This window comes from Pseudomonas phytophila, assembly GCF_025643095.1.
Taxonomy (GTDB): Bacteria; Pseudomonadota; Gammaproteobacteria; order Pseudomonadales; family Pseudomonadaceae; genus Aquipseudomonas; species Aquipseudomonas quasicaspiana.
Genome location: NZ_CP081201.1, coordinates 4,886,531 through 4,904,383, shown reverse-complemented (window position 1 = coordinate 4,904,383; position 17,853 = coordinate 4,886,531). Strand labels below are relative to the sequence as shown.

The following is a 17,853-nucleotide window of genomic DNA, read 5'->3' as shown; positions in this document are numbered from 1 at the left end:
CGGCTTCACTTTGCGTTATCCACAGCATTCATCGCCTTGAACATCCATTCCGCGCGCAGCCAGTCTTCAAGGGTATCGATGTCCTGAACGCGGTGGCGGGCCAGCTTCACAGCTGCAGAATCCTGACTGAACATAATTTTTCCGTGCAGCCAGGCACTGGACTTGCCCCAATAGAATTGGCCTGCGTCGTGAAAAGCTTCTTCCAGCTCTTGGGATCGCGTATTGAAATGTTCCGGGCTGAACATGCTGACGCGATCGGCTTCATCAAGGCGTATGGCGCGCTGAATCGGGAAGGGATAGCTGGTCACTGAAAATGCATAATCACTGCCGGTCTCTTCCAGCACATTCAGACCTGCCCGCAGATCCTCAGCCCTGACGAAGGGCGCCGTCGCGTAGACGCAGCACACATGAGTCGCGGCAATGCCGCTATCCAGATGCCACTGCACGGCGTGGGCCACCACCGGGATAGTGCCGGTGTAATCGTCCGACAACGTATCCGGGCGCATGAACGGCGTGGTCGCTCCATAGTTCCGGGCAACTTCCGCTATTTCGGCATCATCGGTGGACACGACAACGTGATCGAAGCAGCCACTCTGAAGTGCTGCCTCAATCGACCAGGCGATGATTGGTTTGCCGCAGAACATTTTGATGTTTTTACGGGCAATACGCTTGCTGCCACCGCGAGCCGGGATCACCGCCAGTTTCATGGGATGAGCGCCTTGTTCAGGGCTGCAACAACTTCATCCTGCTGATCGAAGGTCATGGTCTGGAACATCGGAATACTGATGGCTTCGCGATAGTATTTCTGGCTTTCCGGAAAGGCGTCGGGCGCGAAGCCCATTGCTGCGAAGTACGGCTGCGTGTGCACCGGGATGTAGTGCAGGTTTACGCCAATACTCTGAGCACGCAGAGATTCGAATACTTGACGATGCGTCACCGCCAGTTTGTCGAGCTGCAAGCGGATGACAAACAAATGCAGGCCTGAATAGCTTTCCGGGTGCTGCCACGGGAGCGTAACGGGCAAGTGAGCCAGCAACTCCCGATAACGTGCTGCCAGCTCATGCCGCCGTGCAACGTAGTCATCAAGTCGGCCCATCTGGCTTACGCCCAGCGCCGCTTGCAGCTCGGTCATTCGGTAATTGAAACCGAGATCGATCTGCTGGTAGTACCACGGGCCGTCGGCATCGTGGGTCATTTGCTCTGGATCACGGGTAATGCCGTGACTGCGCAGCAGCCCCATTTTCTGCGCCAGTTGCGCATTATTGGTGGTGACCATTCCGCCTTCTGCGGTGGTAATGATCTTCACCGGGTGAAAGCTGAAAACCGTGATATCGCTGTATCGGCAGTTACCAATAGGCAGGCCTTGGTACTTGCCGCCAATGGCATGAGATGCATCTTCGATCACCCGAAACCCGAATTGCTGCGACAGTGCATGGATACGCTCCATGTCACACGGCTGGCCGCAGAGATGCACCGCAACCAATACCTTCGGCAACTGGTCATTCCGTTGAGCCTCCAGCAATTTATGCTCGAGCGCTTCGACATCAAGGTTGTAGGTACGCGGGTCTATATCAACGAAATCTACTCGCGCACCGCAATACAATCCGCAGTTGGCAGAAGCCACGAATGTCACCGGTGTGGTCCACAAAAGATCGCCCGGCCCAAGCCCCAACGCAAGGCAGGCAATGTGCAATGCGGACGTCGCGCTGTTGACTGCAAGTGCGTGCTTCGCGTTGCAGTAGTCGGCAATCATGCCCTCAAACTTCGGGACCATTGGCCCTTGGGTCAGAAAGTCGGACTGCAAAACGCCAACCACGGCGTCGATATCGGCCTGGGTAATGTCCTGACGGCCATAGGGGATCATATTCCTCAGGCCTCGGCGGACTTGTTGAACTCGACAACCTGAGCCACATCGAGAAACTGCGGATTTGTCCCGGAGTTGTATTCGAAGCCTTGCTGAACAGGCACACCGGTTTCACCCAACTGGTTCACGGTGAAGTCGTTGGTGCGACTGTAGAATGTGATGGTCGGGCGCAGCACGTAGTGATCTTCAAACTCAAGGGTCAGGTGCGAGTCATCGGAAGGGCACATAATCTCGTGCAGCTTCTCGCCAGGACGGATCCCGATAACCTTTTGTGGCATGCCCGGCGCCATGGCTTCAGCGAGGTCAGTAATGCGCACCGACGGAATCTTGGGGACGAAAATCTCACCACCATACATGCGTTCAAAGTTCTTCAACACAAAGTCCACGCCCTGTTGCAACGTGATCCAGAAGCGCGTCATGCGTGCGTCGGTAATCGGCAAGGAATCCGCACCGGAAGCGATAAGTTTTTCAAAGAACGGTACAACCGAACCGCGCGACCCGACCACGTTACCGTAGCGAACTACCGAGAACTGGCAGCGATGCCCCCCGGACATGTTGTTGGCGGCGACAAAAAGCTTGTCGGACGCGAGCTTGGTTGCACCGTAAAGATTGATCGGGTTGGCAGCCTTGTCGGTGGATAACGCAATCACCCGCTCTACATTATTTTCCAGCGCTGCATGGATAACGTTTTCAGCACCATGAATGTTGGTCTTGATGCATTCCATCGGGTTGTATTCTGCGGCAGGCACCTGCTTGAGTGCCGCGGCGTGAATAACGAAATCAACACCCCGCATCGCTTGCACCATGCGTTCTTTATCTCGTACGTCACCAATGAAATAGCGCATGCACGGGGCATTGAAGGTCTGTTGCATTTCGTACTGTTTGAGCTCATCACGGGAAAAAATGATCAACTTCTTGGGCGTGTAGCGGCTCAAAATAGTCTGAACGTATTTCTTGCCGAACGACCCCGTGCCACCGGTGATGAGAATGGTCTTATCGTTGAACATCTATCTATCCTGAAAAGAAGTCCTGGAGGTGTACGGCCATACGCTTGAAGGCATCTGTACGTGCGGTCAAATCGTCATAGGTGCTTTGATCGAGCACCTGCCTCTCTAGCCATGAAGTAGAGCATATCGCACAGTCTACGGTCGCCAACTTTTGTCCGGACGTGATTGCGGTTTCAACCTTGAAAAAATCCTGTATTGCATCCCGCAGGCATAGACCCGTAGGACCGGATTTAGCCGGGAGAACTTTATGTCTGGCGAACGATACCTGACGAATGTATGAGTCCCTTCCCGGCTAACGTGGAACGCCGCCCGGCCAGTCCTGTAAAAAACCATGTATCCAGTGGGTTATGTGGTGTTTGAAAAAGGCAGTTTGTCGCCTCGTGTTACTCGATAATCGTGGTGGGTGTAATGAAAGCCTTATCAGCTCGCTTGCGTAATAACTGGTCACCCTTGCCTCAATTGACACCTCAAGACCCTGAACTAGGTTTGAGTGGCGACTCAAGGAATGTCGCACTCAATCATGATGTTACGGAGTGTTCCACATGCGTAAAGCTTTTCTTTCCTCGTTGTTATTCGCGTTTTTAACCAGTGCTTCGGTTGCTGTAACCGCTGCACCGGCTATGCCTGCGGAAAAGAATAATCCCATGGCCCCAGCTGCCATGCAGGAGCAGATGACACCCAAGGTCAACATCAATACTGCCGAAGCGGAAACCCTGCAGAAGCAACTGTCGGGCATCGGCAAAGGCAAGGCTGAAGCCATCGTTGCCTATCGCGAAGCCAACGGTGAGTTCACCTCGGTGGACGAGTTGATTGAAGTCAAAGGCATTGGCAAAGCCCTTCTGGACAAGAACCGGGACAGACTCGCGGTCGAGTGACCTTCGTTAATTCCTTCTGATCAGGCCGGTCCATGACCGGCCTTCCTGTCATCCCCGCTTTATCTCCACCTTCTGCCAAACCTGGCAAGCGTCAGTCCTCCTGATCCTTTTGGCCTTCTTGACACATCAAATGCTGATCGACATACAATGATTTGAATTACATCTGTAATATAAAGATGGTATTCGATTGGGGATTCCAGAATGAGCACCACTCACGCAAGAGGCGTCAAATCTTGAACACCGAGGCACAGATCACTATGAAGGGTCCACGAATCGTCGTGACGGGAATGGGGTTGGTTACACCTTTGGGCACTGGCGTCGAAGCCGTATGGCAGCGTTTACTGGAAGGGCGCTCCGGCATTGTTCGGCTCAGTGAAGAGGTCGTTGCCGATCTGCCGGGCAAGGTGGGTGGTCGCGTACCGCTGATGGCTGACGATCCAGAAGCCGGTTTCGATGCCGACAGCGCGGTGCCCGCCAAAGAGCAAAAGAAGATGGATCGCTTCATCGTGTTTGCCCTCGCTGCTGCCAAAGAGGCGATTACGCAGGCGGGCTGGGTCGCCGATAGCGAAGAAGCCCAAGAGCGTACGGCGACTATTATTGGCTCGGGTATTGGTGGTTTCGGGGCGATTGCCGATGCGGTGCGCACCACCGATAGCCGCGGGCCGCGGCGTCTGTCGCCGTTCACGATTCCCTCGTTTCTGGTCAATCTGGCGGCGGGTCATGTTTCCATTCAGCATGGTTTCAAAGGACCGCTGGGCGCGCCGGTGACGGCGTGTGCTGCGGGTGTCCAAGCCATTGGCGATGCGGCGCGAATGATCCGCAGTGGCGAAGCAGACATCGCTATTTGCGGTGGGGCGGAGGCGGCGATTGATCGGGTCAGCCTGGGAGGTTTCGCTGCAGCCCGGGCCTTGTCCAGTGGCTTCAATGAAACGCCAGAGCGGGCTTCGCGTCCCTTTGATCGGGATCGCGACGGTTTTGTGATGGGCGAGGGCGCCGGGATTCTGGTGATTGAATCGCTGGAACATGCCTTGGCCCGGGGCGCTAAACCGATTGTCGAGCTGGTGGGCTATGGCACCAGTGCGGATGCTTATCACCTGACGGCTGGACCGGAGGATGGCAGTGGTGCTCAGCGGGCCATGAGGGCGGCGATTCGTCAGGCGGGGATCAACCCGGAGAACATTCAGCATCTGAATGCTCATGCCACTTCCACGCCGGTCGGTGACAAAGGAGAGATGGCCGCCATCAAGGCACTGTTTGGCGATCAACACTCGATTGCAGTGACGTCGACTAAATCGGCGACCGGGCATTTGTTGGGCGCTGCGGGTGGGATCGAGGCGATTTTCACGGCGTTGGCGATTCGCGATCAGATCGCTCCGGCTACCCTGAATTTCGACAATCCTGATGAAGCCGCAGCCGGTCTCGATATTGTCCACGGCGCAGCGCGGACCATGGCCATCGAATACGCCTTGTCGAACGGTTTTGGCTTCGGTGGCGTCAATGCCAGCGTGTTGTTCAAGCGCTGGCAGGATTGATCAGGACTCGGTGTTCTGCTGTTTCAGAAAGTCACGTGTGGTGTCCAGGATTCGCGCTGAAAGAGCCGGATCCTGAGTGCTGCGCGACAGCATCAAAGCGCCGACCAGAGCGGACAGCATTACCACGCTTTGCGCGTCGGCATCCGGCCCGCCGAGTGCTTCTTGAAGCAACGCCAGACGCGACTCGATCAGCTCATCGGCGATCGGGCTGGCCTGGCCGCGCTGACCGAGCTCCGACGCCATGGTCGGCATTGGGCAGCCTTTCTCGGGGGCATTGCGATGTCCCTCGGATAAATACATATCGATAAAAGCGCTCAGGCCATTCTCTTGTTCGAAGGCTTGTCTGGTGCGCTCGTTGGCTTCGTCCGCCGCACAGCGCATCGCGTTTTCGACCAGGTCATCCTTGGATTTGAAATGCGCGTAAAAGCCGCCATGGGTCAGCCCCAATGCTTTCATCAGTGGCTGCAGCCCGGTGGCACCAATCCCGTCGCGACGAAAGCGTGCCGAGGCTTCGTGAAGAATGCGTTCGTGAGTCTGGGCTTTGTGATCGTGCGCGTACCGCATGCAATCCTCCTGATACTTTGGGCCTTGATATGTTGGTCGACATTTTTACATGGATGAGGCGTGCGCGGAGCGTAAATCTCCTCAGCGGTCGCGCACTCTGGAGCGACCGGGGGTGGTATTCCACCGAGCACCCTAACGGTTTGGACACCGCGCCACCCGGTAGGAGCGAACTTGTTCGCGAGACGATTCAACTGACACACCGCGTAGTCTTCTCGCCAACAAGTTGCCTCCTACCCGAACTGCAGAGACACTACGCCCACGGTAGGAGCGAACTTGTTCGCGAAGACGATTCAACTGACACACCGCGTAATCCTTCTCGCCAAAAAGTTGCGTGCTACGACTCCACATTTCAAGCTGAGGTGCTTGCTGAGAGCCTCGCATTAAATTTTCCCACCCCGAGAACGTTTTCTCACTGAATCAGCCCTTTATTCGTGAGCCCAAAGCATGCCTCAGTCATTACCCGCGACGGCGATGCCGTTGATTCGCCCGGCCAAGCCTGTCGGCGAAGTCTATCGACGTTTTGATGCCCGTCTCGGCACCTCGATTTCTCTGCGCGCTCTGGATGTCGATCTGGACCTTGAGCGCTTCAATCGCTGGCAAAACAATCCTCGCGTTCTGCAATTCTGGCAGGAGGGCGGATCGCTGGAGCAGCATCGAGAGTATCTGGAAAAGCAGGCTGCCGACCCTCATACACTGACCTTGATCGGCTGCTTTGACGACGAACCCTTTGCTTATTTCGAAGCCTATTGGGCGCTGGAAGATCGCATCGCTCCGTTCTGTAGTCCTGGCGAATACGACCGTGGGATTCACATGTTGGTGGGCGAAGAAAGCCACCGGGGCCCACATAAAGTCGCCAGTTGGCTCTCGGCACTGGTGCATTACCTTTTTCTCGATGATGAGCGCACTCAGCGGCTGGTGTCAGAACCGCGTGCCGACAACGGGAAGATGATTGCCTATATGCAAGGGCAGGGGTTCGAGAAGGAGAAGGAATTCGATTTCCCACATAAGCGGGCAGCGCTGATGACGCTGGACCGGCAGCGGTTTTTTGAGCGGTGTGATTGGGCTTAACGCCGGTTTACGTCGTGCACCGTCCCTGTAGGAGCTGCCGAAGGCTGCGATTGGGGCGGTCAGTGAAACCGCTTTCGCAGCCTTCGGCAGCTCCTACAGGTTCAGCGTTCAGCGACGTACAGCGCGCGCTTCCTGCAGGGAAACCTTGCGGCAATGCACCAGCGCATCGCGAATCATGAAGTTCACCAGTGTCGGCGAAACACCCAGTTCCTTGGCGATGTCCTTCTGCGGGACGCCGTGCAGCCGGTACATCTCGAATGCATAGCGAGTGCGGCTAGGCAGTTCGGTCAGGGCGTCGGCAATGGTTTCCAGGGTGGTGAAGTTCATGTGCGAGGTTTCAGGAGACGCGCCGTGGATAACCACATTGAGTCCCTCTTCCTCGGAGCCCGAGTACTTCTGCTCAAGCGCCTGTTTGCGGTAATGATCGATCGCCAGATTGCGCACGATCTGAAACAGGTAACTGAGCTGGGCCTTGATCGACGACGTGATCTGCGGCGCGGACTGCAGTCGGAAGAAAGCGTCCTGTACGACGTCTTCCGCCCGTGATCGGCAGCCGGTAATGCGGGCGGCAATCTTGACCAGAATCAGGCGGTTTTCGACAAACGCCTGGAGAAGCGGTGAATCGCACGTACTTGTGGATAGTTGTTCCGGCATGGAAATCACCTTGCAGCAATTGGGCAGATGCAGCTTTCGTAGGGAAGCCCCCTACACACCGGGCAACAAATTAGGCTTGATGATAATGATTGTCAAATGAGAAATATGTATATCGGTATTCCTTTCTCATAATCGTTTGCCTCACCGCTTGCTCTGCGGACCACCAATGGCAAGGCTTGGCCGCGATAAACGACAACGCGGTCTGTCTTTTAGCTGCGTCTTATGTATGGCGGGCAAGCCTCGCTCCCACAGGGGACGGCATTTCAACTCAAGATTAAATGCGCCTCAAAGAGCATTGGACCTATGCGGGAGATTCTATGTTTGCCTGCAAGCTGAGATGCCAAGTAAATCGAGTGGGACCTGTGGGACCAGAGCTTGCTCGCGATAAGGTCCGCGCGGTCTAAAGTGAAACGCGTCCAGCCTTATGCGCAGACCTCACCCCAACATCACATGCCGACTCAGCAACGCCCGCAACGCCGCAGGCTTGACCGGCTTGGGCAGGTAATCCAGCCCGGCAGCATGCACTTGAGCGATCAGTTCGGGGCGGCCGTCGGCGCTGATCACGACGCCCGGTACCGGTTTGCCCAGGCGCGTTCGCAACCAGGCCATCAGCTCGGTGCCGGTCTCGCCATTGTCCAGGTGGTAATCCACCAGCGCCAGTTGCGGGCTTACGCCTTCATCCAGCAGCGCCTGACATTCCTCACGGCTGCGGGCAGTCCATACCTGACAGCCCCAGCGAGTCAGCAGGCTGTTCATGCCGATCAGAATGCTGTCTTCGTTATCAATGCACAGCACTTGCGTCCCGGTCAGCGCGTTACGGTTTGCGTCGGGTACGACGCTGGCCGGAACTGTCTGATGCTGAGCCAGCGGCACGCACACGCTGAACACGCTGCCTTTGCCCGGCCATGAGCGCACTTGCAACGTGTGGCCCAGTACGCGACACAGACCATCAGCAATCGCCAGGCCCAGCCCCAGGCCTTTTTCAGCGCGGGTCTGGTGACTGTCCAGACGTTTGAACTCTTCGAAAATCACCCGCTGCTTGTCTTCCGGAATCCCCGGCCCGCGATCCCAGACCTCCAGACTCAGGTAGGTGCCACGACGGCGCACGCCGAGCAGTATCGGGCCTTTGCCGTAACGGAACGCATTGGTCAGGAAGTTCTGCAGGATGCGCCGCAGCAACTTGGCATCACTGTCGACCCGCAGCGCGGTGCCGCTTACCCGGAATTCCAGGCCTTGTTCCTGGGCCAGCGCCTTGAACTCGGCGCCCAGTGTGTCAAACAGCGTGTTCAGTGCAAAAGGCTGACGGTCCGGGGTGATCTTGCCGTTTTCCAGGCGGGAAATGTCCAGCAAATCGCTGATCAGGTCTTCGGCCGAGCGCAGCGAACTGTCCAGATGCTGCACCAGTTGCTGGGTTTCAGCGGACATGCCGTCGTCCTGATGGGACAGCGCCGCGGAGAACAGGCGGGCAGCATTCAGTGGTTGCATCAAGTCATGGCTGACGGCTGCCAGGAAGCGGGTTTTCGACTGGTTCGCCGCTTCGGCTGTGCCCTTGGCTTCGGTCAGGGCAAGGTTCAGCTGTGATAGCTCGTGGGTACGCTCGGCGACGCGCTGCTCAAGGCTTTCATTCGCGCCCTTGAGCGCATGTTCGGCATCGCGGAAGGCTGTGATGTCAGTGAAACTCATCACGAAACCACCGCCAGGCATCGGGTTGCCGATCAATTCGATCACCCGGCCATTGGGGAACATCCGCTCCGAGGTGTGGGCGCGGCCCTGACGCATCCAGTGCAGGCGCCGGGCTACGTGAACCTCCGCCTCGCCGGGACCCAGCAGCCCGCGTTCGGCGTTGTAGCGAATGATGTCGGCAATGGGGCGGCCAATGCTGATCAGCCCCTCGGGATAATTGAACAGCTCCAGATAACGGTGATTCCACGCCACCAGCTTCAGCGATTGATCGACCACGCTGATGCCCTGGGTGATGTTCTCGATGGCCCCTTGGAGCAGGGCGCGGTTGAACTGCAGCACCTCGGAGGCTTCATCGGCGATGCGCACCACGTCTTCGAGCTGCATGTCGCGGCCTTCGATGGCGGCTTTTACCACGGCGCGGGTCGATGACGCCCCCAGCACACCGGCCAACAGGCGCTCGGTGTGAGCGATCCAGTCGCCGTTGGCATTCTGGTTCGGGTTGAAGCCTTTGCCTTGACGATAGGCAAAGCGGATGAAGCTTTGTCGGGCGCGTTCTTCACCCACGAAACGTGCGGAAAGGTTCAGCAAATCCTCGACCTGCACGGCCAGCAGCGGCCGGTTGCCGGTGCTGACGCTCGCGTCCTGACCGATGAAACGTCCGGCCTGCCAGTGCTCGGAAACCCGGGTCTTGGAGATCACCGACACCCAGCCGAACAGGATGAAGTTGCCCGCCAGTGACAGCACCACGCCTTGGGTCAGCGGCGTAATCGGCAGCCCTAATGGGTTGCTGTGCAGCCAGGCCAGCAGTGGAAACGTTTCCAGCGGCCATCCCAGACTTTCGGCAGAAATCGGCAGTACCAAGGTGTAAAACCATAGGAAAATCCCGGCCCCCAATCCGGCAAAAACACCCCTGCGGTTGGCCTGCTTCCACCACAGTGCACCAAACATCGCGGGCGATAACTGCGTAATGGCGGCGAAGGCGATCTGGCCAATGGTTGCCAGACTGGCGGTCGAACCCAGCAGTCGATAGCAGACGTAGGCCAGCAGCAGAATGACCACGATGCTGACCCGGCGCACCGACAGCATCCAGTGTCGGAACGCCTCAAACGGGCGCTCAGCCGTTTTTCGGCTCAGCAGCCACGGCAGCAGCATGTCGTTGGAGATCATCGTCGACAGCGCGACACTCGCCACGATCACCATGCCTGTTGCCGCCGAGGCACCGCCGATGAACGCCAGCAAGGCCAGTGACGGATGAGTCGTCGCCAGCGGCAGACTGATCACGAACGAGTCCGGGAGCACCGAGTCTGGCAGCAGCATTTGTCCGGCCAGGGCGATGGGCACTACAAACAGCGCTGCGAGTACCAGGTAGGCCGGGAACACCCACTTGGCCAGGCGCAGATCCTGCGGGTCGATATTTTCTACGACGGTGACGTGAAACTGCCGTGGCAAGCAGACAATCGCCATCATCGCCACGCCGGTTTGCACCACCATGGACGGCCAGTTGATGGTTTCCTTCCAGTACTCCTCAAGCCGTGGCGCGATCAGGGCCTGATTGAACAAGTCGTCGAAGCCGTCATAAAGGCCATAGGTCACGAACGCGCCCACTGCCATGAAGGCAAACAGCTTGACCAGCGCCTCGAAGGCAATCGCCATGACCATGCCGCGATGGTGCTCGGTGACGTCCAGATTGCGCGTGCCAAAGACAATGGTGAACAGCGCGAGGACCAGCGAGACGATGAGTGCTGTGTCCTGGGCCCGGGTTCCTGTGGCGTCCGCGACTGCACCAATGAGGATGTTCACCCCCAGCACAATGCCTTTGAGTTGCAGGGCGATATAGGGCAGCACGCCCACCAGACAGATCAGCGCAACCACCACCGCCAGGGATTGCGACTTGCCATAGCGTGCAGCGATGAAGTCGGCAATCGAGGTGATGTTTTCCTGTTTGCTGATCAGCACCATCTTTTGCAGCACCCACGGCGCCAGCAGCATCAGCACCACAGGCCCGAGGTAGATCGGCAGAAACGACCATAACTGCTCGGCGGCCTGACCAACTGCGCCGAAGAACGTCCAGCTGGTGCAATACACCGCCAGCGACAGGCTATACACCCACGCGCGCAGCCGGGGCGGCAGCGACGTGCTGCGCCGGTCACCGTAAAAGGCGATGGCAAACATGACGGCCATATAAGCCAGAGCGACGGCCGCAATCAGCCCGGTGGACAGCGACATAGACATTCAGAGCCTCAAGAACAAGCTGGCTAGTCTCGCATGAAGGTTCGGGGGAGCAGGAGCTACTTTAGTCGTGAAGCGGCATAGAGACGCAGCTCATTGAAATGCGATTCCTTGTGGGAGCGAATTTATTCGCGAAGGGGCCAGACCTGAAAAAATAGCTTTGCCTGGCACACCGTTTTCGCGAATAAATTCCCATAGGTTTTTTGGCAATCCCGAAGGACCGGCTAAAGCCGGTCCTTCGGGGCTCTTTGCGCATCAAATTCCTGACATTGCGAAACATGCTATCGACATTACGTCTTGTAACGTCTTCAATGTGCCCGTTGCCATTCAGGATCGCGGACGATGAGCCATCAGTCACAGTTCAATTTGCTTGGAAAGCGTCGTTTCCTGCCGTTTTTCATCACACAGTCCCTCGGGGCTTTCAATGACAATATCCTCAAGCAATCGCTGATTCTGGCCATTCTCTACAAACTGAACATCGACGGTGATCGCTCTATCTGGGTCAACCTGTGTGCGTTGCTGTTCATCCTGCCGTTCTTCCTGTTCTCTGCCCTAGCCGGACAGTTTGGTGAGAAGTACGCCAAGGACAAGTTGATCCGTGTGATCAAGCTGGCCGAGATTGGCATCATGCTGGTGGGATCGGTGGGGTTTCTGTTCGGGCACTTGTGGCTGATGCTGGTGGCGTTGTTTGCCATGGGCACCCACTCGGCGCTGTTCGGGCCCGTGAAGTATTCGATCCTGCCGCAACACCTGCGTGAAGAAGAACTGGTCGGCGGTAACGGGCTGGTGGAAATGGGCACCTTTCTGGCGATTCTGGCCGGGACCATTTGCGCCGGTATCATCATGTCCACCGCTCATTACGAGATGTTTGTCGCCAGCGTGATGGTGTTGACGGCGAGCCTGGGCTACATCGCCAGCCATAGCATTCCCCGGGCCGCAGCGGTTACGCCGCAGATGAAAATTGAATGGAATATTTTCACTCAGACCTGGGCCACCTTGCGTCTGGGACTGGGTCAGACGCCCGCGGTGTCGCGTTCAATTGTCGGTAACTCGTGGTTCTGGTTCGTCGGTGCGATTTACCTGACGCAAATCCCGTCCTACGCCAAAGAGTGGCTGTACGGCGACGAAACCGTGGTGACGCTGATACTGACCGTCTTCTCCATCGGCATCGCGACCGGCTCGATGCTCTGCGAGCGCCTGTCCGGGCGCAAGGTAGAAATAGGTCTGGTGCCGTTTGGCTCCATGGGCCTGACGGTGTTCGGCCTGTTGCTGTGGTGGCATTCCGGACAAATGCCGCAGAACGTGATGGCTAATGACTGGCTGGGCGTCCTTGGTTTCAGTCAGGCGTGGTGGGTGCTGCTGGACATTCTCGGCATCGGGATTTTTGGTGGCTTCTACATCGTGCCGCTGTATGCGCTGATTCAGTCCCGTACCCTGGAGCGCGAGCGCTCTCGGGTCATTGCTGCCAACAACATTCTCAATGCGCTGTTCATGGTGGTGTCGGCGATTGTGTCGATCTTGCTGCTCAGCGTGGCCAAGCTGTCGATTCCTGAGCTGTTCCTGGCCATCTCGTTGATGAACATCGCGGTCAACGTGTACATCTTCAAGGTTGTTCCCGAGTTCACCATGCGCTTCATGATCTGGCTGCTCAGCCATTCCATGTACCGCGTCAAGCACGAGAATCTCGACCATATTCCAGACGAAGGTGCGGCATTGCTGGTTTGTAATCACGTGTCGTTCGTTGATGCCCTGTTGATCGGCGGCGCAGTGCGACGGCCGATTCGTTTCGTCATGTACTACAAGATCTACAACTTGCCGGTGCTTAACTTTATTTTCCGCACCGCCGGGACGATCCCTATCGCCGGGCGTGGTGAGGACTTGCAGATTTACGATCAAGCTTTCAAAAAGATTGCCCAATACCTGAACGAAGGCGAGCTGGTATGCATCTTTCCAGAAGGCAAGTTGACTCGCGACGGTGAGATTGATGAGTTTAAAAGTGGCATGAAGCTCATTCTTGAACAGACGTCTGTGCCGGTCATCCCGATGGCGCTGCAAGGCTTGTGGGGCAGCTTTTTCAGCCGTGCGCCGGGCAAACGTTTGTTCCGCCGCCTGTGGTCGAGGGTGACCGTCGTCGCCGGGCCAGCGCTGACCGGTGACGCATCGACCCAGGCAGCGGCGCGCAGACAGGTGGCGTTGTTGCGTGGGGAGTTGCGTTAAGCCGCGTCTGATCAAAAATAGCGCAATTATTTGAATGGAAACGTATTCCTGTAGGAGCTGCCGAAGGCTGCGATAGCGGTGTGTCAGGCTTGATGCATTCGCAGCCTTCGGCAGCTCCTACAGAATATGCATCACATAACAGCAGGGCCGGCTTTCCTGTCCCTCTGCCTCGTCGCCCCGTTCTCGGCCCAATCGTTAAATTTTGTTTCTCTGTCCTCGTTTCCTACTGCAACAGGCCACCTTGCTGGCCATTGATTGACGAGCGGGCAACATCTCCCGAGGACACTGGAATGACACAGGCTCTTGTATCTGCCGTGGTTCACGATTTGATCGGTATCGGTTTTGGTCCATCCAATCTGGCACTGGCAATTGCCCTGAAGGAACGGGGCGAGCGGGAGGGTGCGCTGGATGCGTTGTTCCTCGACAAACAGGCCGACTACCGCTGGCACGGCAACACTCTGGTGACCCAAAGCGAACTGCAGATTTCCTTCCTCAAGGATCTGGTCACGCTGCGTAATCCCACGAGCCCGTTTTCGTTCGTCAACTACCTCAAGCAGCACGGTCGCCTGGTGGACTTCATCAACCTGGGCACTTTTTACCCGTGCCGGATGGAGTACAACGACTACCTGCGCTGGGTGGCAGCACAGTTCAACGAACAGAGCCGCTATGGCGAAGAAGTCACCGCCATCGAGCCGGTGCTGCACAAAAAGCAGGTCGAGGCGTTGCGGGTTATCTCCCGTGATACGCAAGGCCAGAATCATGTGCGCACCACTCGCTCGGTGGTGGTCAGCCCTGGCGGCACGCCGCGTATTCCTGAGGCTTTCTCCGGGATGAAGGGCGACGCACGAGTGTTTCACCATTCAAAATACCTGCAATCCATGGCTCAGCAAGCCTGCGCCAATGGCAAGCCGATGCGCATCGCGATTGTTGGTGGCGGGCAGAGTGCGGCCGAGGCCTTCATTGACCTGAACGACAGTTACCCGTCGGTGCAGGTGGACGTGATTCTACGCGGTTCGGCCCTCAAGCCTGCTGACGACAGTCCTTTCGTCAACGAAGTGTTCTCACCCGAGTTCACCGATCTCATGTTCAGCCAGAACGGCATGCAGCGCGCAGAGATGATCCGCGAATACCGCAGCACCAATTACTCAGTGGTGGACATCGATCTGATCGAGCGCATCTACGGTGTGTTCTATCGCCAGAAAGTCTCGGGCATTGCACGTCATACATTCCGCAACCTGACCTCGGTCCAGAACGCGAAGGCAACCGCCAACGGTATTGAAGTGGTGCTGGGTAATCTCGCCAATGGTGAAAGCAGCGTGCAGACCTACGACGCAGTGGTCCTGGCCACCGGCTACGAGCGTCAGTTGCACCGCCATCTGCTGGAGCCGCTGAGTGAGTATCTGGGGGACTTTGAAGTGAGCCGCGATTATCGGATCAAGAGCGACAGCCGCTGCAAAGCCTCGATCTACATGCAGGGTTTCTGCGAGTCCAGTCACGGGTTGAGCGACACCTTGTTGTCAGTGCTGCCAATCCGCGCCGATGAAATCGCCGAATCGCTGTACGCCAATGTGGCGCGGGCGGGGCGTGATCAGTCTGTGCTGGAACGGTTGGTGGCGGTTGGGTAAGCACACCTCATTGAATTGAAATGAAATCTCTTGTGGGAGCCGGGCTTGCCCGCGATAAGGACACCGCGAATCTCTGTTAGATCGCGTCGACCTTATCGCGGGCAAGCCCGGCTCCCACAGGTATTGCATTCCAATCAGACGCTGATCAATCCCACTTCGGCGCAAGGCTCGCGGGGCTGGTCAGGCGGTGGCCGCGATCCAGCGCTGCGATCTGTGCCATGTCTTCATCGCTCAGTTTCAAATCCTGAGCCTTGAGGTTGCTCTCAAGATTGCTGCGTTTGGTCGACGACGGGATCACCGCGTAACCCAGTTGCATCGCCCAGGCCAGCGTCACTTGTGCGGTGGAAGCATTGTGGCGTTTGGCGATCTGTTCGATCACCGGATCCTTCAGCACTTCACCGTAGGCCAGGGTCATGTAAGACGTGATCTGAATGCCGTGCTGTTTGGCGAAATCAGCCACCTTGCGGTTTTGCAGGTACGGGTGCAGCTCAATCTGATTGGTGGCGATGTTCTCTGCACCGACCACTTCAATGGCTTCCTTCATCAACGCAATCGTGAAGTTGGAGATGCCGATCTGTTTGGTCAGGCCCTGCTGTTTGGCCTCCAGCAAAGCCGTCATGAACTCTTTGACCGAGACTTTGCCTTCTGGCGAAGGCCAGTGAATCAGTGTCAGATCCACATGGTCAGTCTGCAGTTTGGCCAGGCTTTCCTTGAGGCTCGGGATCAGCTTGTCGGCGGCGAAGTTGTCGGTCCAGATTTTGGTGGTGATGAACAACTCTTCACGAGGAACGCCGCTGTTGACGATGGCTTTGCCGACTTCGGCTTCGTTGCCATAGATCTGAGCGGTGTCGATGACTCGATAGCCAAGTTCGAGGCCATTGGTTACCGAATCGATGACAACCTGATCCTTGAGACGAAAAGTGCCGAGGCCGAATGCTGGAATAGACATGCGTGGTGCTCCTTCAAATTGATTCAACAAACAAGACGTGAGCTCAGTATCCCGGCTCGGACTGCGGAGAAAAACAGTGCAACGGGAAAGGGATATTTGCCTGTGCGTCACGAATGGGCTTGTCAGGTTGGTCAGTAGAAGGCGTGGAGGGTTCAAGATTTTGGTCGTTCAGCGTGTGAGAGAGGTCTCGATTGGAACTGAGCTCACGAGCACCGCGAGGCAGCGATAGCGATCTGACTGATACACCGCCATCGCTGCCTCGCGATGCTCGTGAGCTCCAACTATGGAGTCGATTCAAGTATCCATATTGAGAATCATGCAGGTCGTACTGCCAATGGCGTAAAGCCGGTCATCCACGTCATACAGCCGACCCTCGGCCAATGCAGTTGAACGACCGATATGGATCACCTTGCCTTCCGCGCGCACCGGCCCGACTGAGTGGTTGAGTGCCCTTACGTAACTGATACGCAAGTCCAGCGTGGTGTAGCCCTGACCTTTTTTCAGACGGGTATGAATCGCGCAACCCATGCATGAGTCCAGTAGCGTTGCCGCGTACCCGCCATGCACGCTACCCAAAGGATTGTAATGACGCTCATCGGGCGTCCCCTGAAAAACGAACTCTCCCGGCGACCAGCGCAGCGGCGTGAAATCCATGAGCTCGCCAATGGGCGGACAGGGCAGGTCGCCACGACCAATGCCTTCGAAGAACTCCCTGGGCTCCAACAGGGCCACATCGGCTAGACGCATTGTGCCCGCTGCGCCCAGGCTTTCTCGTATGGCTCGCTCTTCTTCCAGCCAGAGGCTGAGTTTTTCATCACGGGTCTGAATCGACATGACGTGCACTCCACAACGCTTTTGCGGTTTTAATTATGGTCATAATCCTTTTGTTTTATGATGGGTGCAATACTAAGTGGCGACAGCTTTGGAAAATGTCCGACTCAAGTGACGGCTTGGCCTACCGGGCTTCTCACTCGAACAGGATGGACAGGGCGTTGGAAAAGCGGCCAGTCAGCCCGGCTTTTTCTCGCAATCGACCGGGTCGCGTTTCACGAAATGCTTATGCATGTCAGAGGTGAGCGTCTCAATACGCTCGGTGAGCGATTTGGTCAGTTCTGTGAGGCGGGTGTTCTGCTCCAGCAGCGAGAGCATTTGTGCTGCCAGATCTTCGCGGTGCTGGGCGTCAGCGTCGGCATTGGCTTTGTCGCGCGCTGACTGGCGGGTCTGAGCCAGCAGAATCAGAGGCGCTGCGTAGGCTGACTGAAGGCTGAACGCCAGATTGAGGAGGATAAACGGGTACAGATCGAATTGGGTCAGGCCAGTGGCGTTACACACCACCCAGAGTAGAACGATAACGGTTTGCGCACCGAGGAACGCAGGCGTACCAAAGAAGCGAGCGAAGGCCTCGGCCTTGAGCGCAAACCCGTCATTGCCAAAGGTACTGGCAAGGTGCGCGTGGTGTTTGTGGAAACGCAGATGATCGACAGGTTTCTTGCCGGTCGATTCTGTTGCTATGTGCCGTTCAGAGGGGGCGTGTTCAGATCCAGCGGGGTTCATGACGGATTCCAGATTGCCGGGGCGTGCGGCCA

The 17,853-nt window shown here is 57.0% G+C and carries 13 protein-coding genes and 1 pseudogene; 5 read left to right on the top strand and 9 right to left on the bottom strand.

From position 1 onward, the window contains the following. Window positions 1-5: 5 nt before the first annotated feature. From pseF to pseB, 3 genes are read right to left on the bottom strand one after another with little or no spacing between them, the layout of a single operon-like run. Complete coding sequence (pseF, locus tag K3169_RS22185; RefSeq protein ID WP_263268025.1) at window positions 6-707, bottom strand: pseudaminic acid cytidylyltransferase; 702 nt, start codon at window positions 705-707, stop codon at window positions 6-8. Next, window positions 704-1,864 carry a UDP-4-amino-4,6-dideoxy-N-acetyl-beta-L-altrosamine transaminase gene (gene pseC / locus K3169_RS22180; protein ID WP_263268024.1) on the bottom strand — a complete coding sequence of 387 codons (1,161 nt, stop codon included), beginning with the start codon at window positions 1,862-1,864 and terminating at the stop codon, window positions 704-706. The genes pseF and pseC overlap by 4 nt, the downstream gene beginning before the upstream one ends. 5 nt (window positions 1,865-1,869) lie before the next feature. Next, a complete protein-coding gene (gene pseB / locus K3169_RS22175; RefSeq protein WP_263268022.1) occupies window positions 1,870-2,871 on the bottom strand; it encodes a UDP-N-acetylglucosamine 4,6-dehydratase (inverting) in 1,002 nt (333 codons plus the stop codon). A 542-nt stretch (window positions 2,872-3,413) separates the two neighbouring features. On the opposite strand from pseB, the gene K3169_RS22170 reads away from it, so the two are divergent. Then, complete coding sequence (locus K3169_RS22170; protein ID WP_263268020.1) at window positions 3,414-3,746, top strand: ComEA family DNA-binding protein; 333 nt, start codon at window positions 3,414-3,416, stop codon at window positions 3,744-3,746. Between the two features lie 257 nt (window positions 3,747-4,003). Then, the gene (gene fabF, locus K3169_RS22165) at window positions 4,004-5,278 is read left to right on the top strand and encodes a beta-ketoacyl-ACP synthase II (RefSeq protein ID WP_263268018.1); all 1,275 of its coding nucleotides are present in this window, start codon (window positions 4,004-4,006) and stop codon (window positions 5,276-5,278) included. Here fabF and K3169_RS22160 read toward each other — a convergent pair whose 3' ends face one another. Further along, window positions 5,279-5,842: a TetR/AcrR family transcriptional regulator gene (locus tag K3169_RS22160; protein WP_027900542.1), complete on the bottom strand. Its 564-nt coding sequence runs from the start codon at window positions 5,840-5,842 to the stop codon at window positions 5,279-5,281. It lies immediately after the preceding gene. A gap of 480 nt (window positions 5,843-6,322) precedes the next feature. Between K3169_RS22160 and K3169_RS22155 the strand changes: the two are divergent. Beyond that, window positions 6,323-6,910: pseudogene (locus K3169_RS22155) on the top strand (GNAT family N-acetyltransferase); the annotation flags it as partial. A 108-nt stretch (window positions 6,911-7,018) separates the two neighbouring features. Here K3169_RS22155 and K3169_RS22150 read toward each other — a convergent pair. Both K3169_RS22150 and K3169_RS22145 read right to left on the bottom strand, forming a co-directional pair. Continuing rightward, window positions 7,019-7,564 (bottom strand): RNA polymerase factor sigma-70, encoded by a 546-nt coding sequence (locus K3169_RS22150; RefSeq protein ID WP_027900543.1) that lies wholly within the window; start codon window positions 7,562-7,564, stop codon window positions 7,019-7,021. 435 nt (window positions 7,565-7,999) lie between these two features. After that, window positions 8,000-11,473: a PAS domain-containing hybrid sensor histidine kinase/response regulator gene (locus tag K3169_RS22145; protein ID WP_231675053.1), complete on the bottom strand. Its 3,474-nt coding sequence runs from the start codon at window positions 11,471-11,473 to the stop codon at window positions 8,000-8,002. Window positions 11,474-11,818: 345 nt separating this feature from the next. On the opposite strand from K3169_RS22145, the gene K3169_RS22140 reads away from it, so the two are divergent. Beyond that, a complete protein-coding gene (locus tag K3169_RS22140; protein WP_263268014.1) occupies window positions 11,819-13,693 on the top strand; it encodes an MFS transporter in 1,875 nt (624 codons plus the stop codon). Between the two features lie 290 nt (window positions 13,694-13,983). After that, window positions 13,984-15,318: a lysine N(6)-hydroxylase/L-ornithine N(5)-oxygenase family protein gene (locus K3169_RS22135; protein ID WP_263268012.1), complete on the top strand. Its 1,335-nt coding sequence runs from the start codon at window positions 13,984-13,986 to the stop codon at window positions 15,316-15,318. Window positions 15,319-15,463: 145 nt separating this feature from the next. Here the strand turns inward: K3169_RS22135 and dkgB are convergent, their stop codons facing one another. The 3 genes from dkgB to K3169_RS22120 all read right to left on the bottom strand — a co-directional run bounded on the left by dkgB (window position 15,464) and on the right by K3169_RS22120 (window position 17,821). Next, on the bottom strand, window positions 15,464-16,267 hold the full coding sequence (dkgB, locus tag K3169_RS22130) for a 2,5-didehydrogluconate reductase DkgB (RefSeq protein WP_263268010.1): 804 nt from the start codon (window positions 16,265-16,267) through the stop codon (window positions 15,464-15,466). Between the two features lie 294 nt (window positions 16,268-16,561). Beyond that, the gene (locus K3169_RS22125; protein WP_099267458.1) at window positions 16,562-17,101 is read right to left on the bottom strand and encodes a PaaI family thioesterase; all 540 of its coding nucleotides are present in this window, start codon (window positions 17,099-17,101) and stop codon (window positions 16,562-16,564) included. A 174-nt stretch (window positions 17,102-17,275) separates the two neighbouring features. Then, entirely contained in the window at window positions 17,276-17,821 is a 546-nt protein-coding gene (locus tag K3169_RS22120) for a DUF1003 domain-containing protein (RefSeq protein WP_263268008.1), read from the bottom strand. Between the last annotated feature and the right edge of the window lie 32 nt (window positions 17,822-17,853).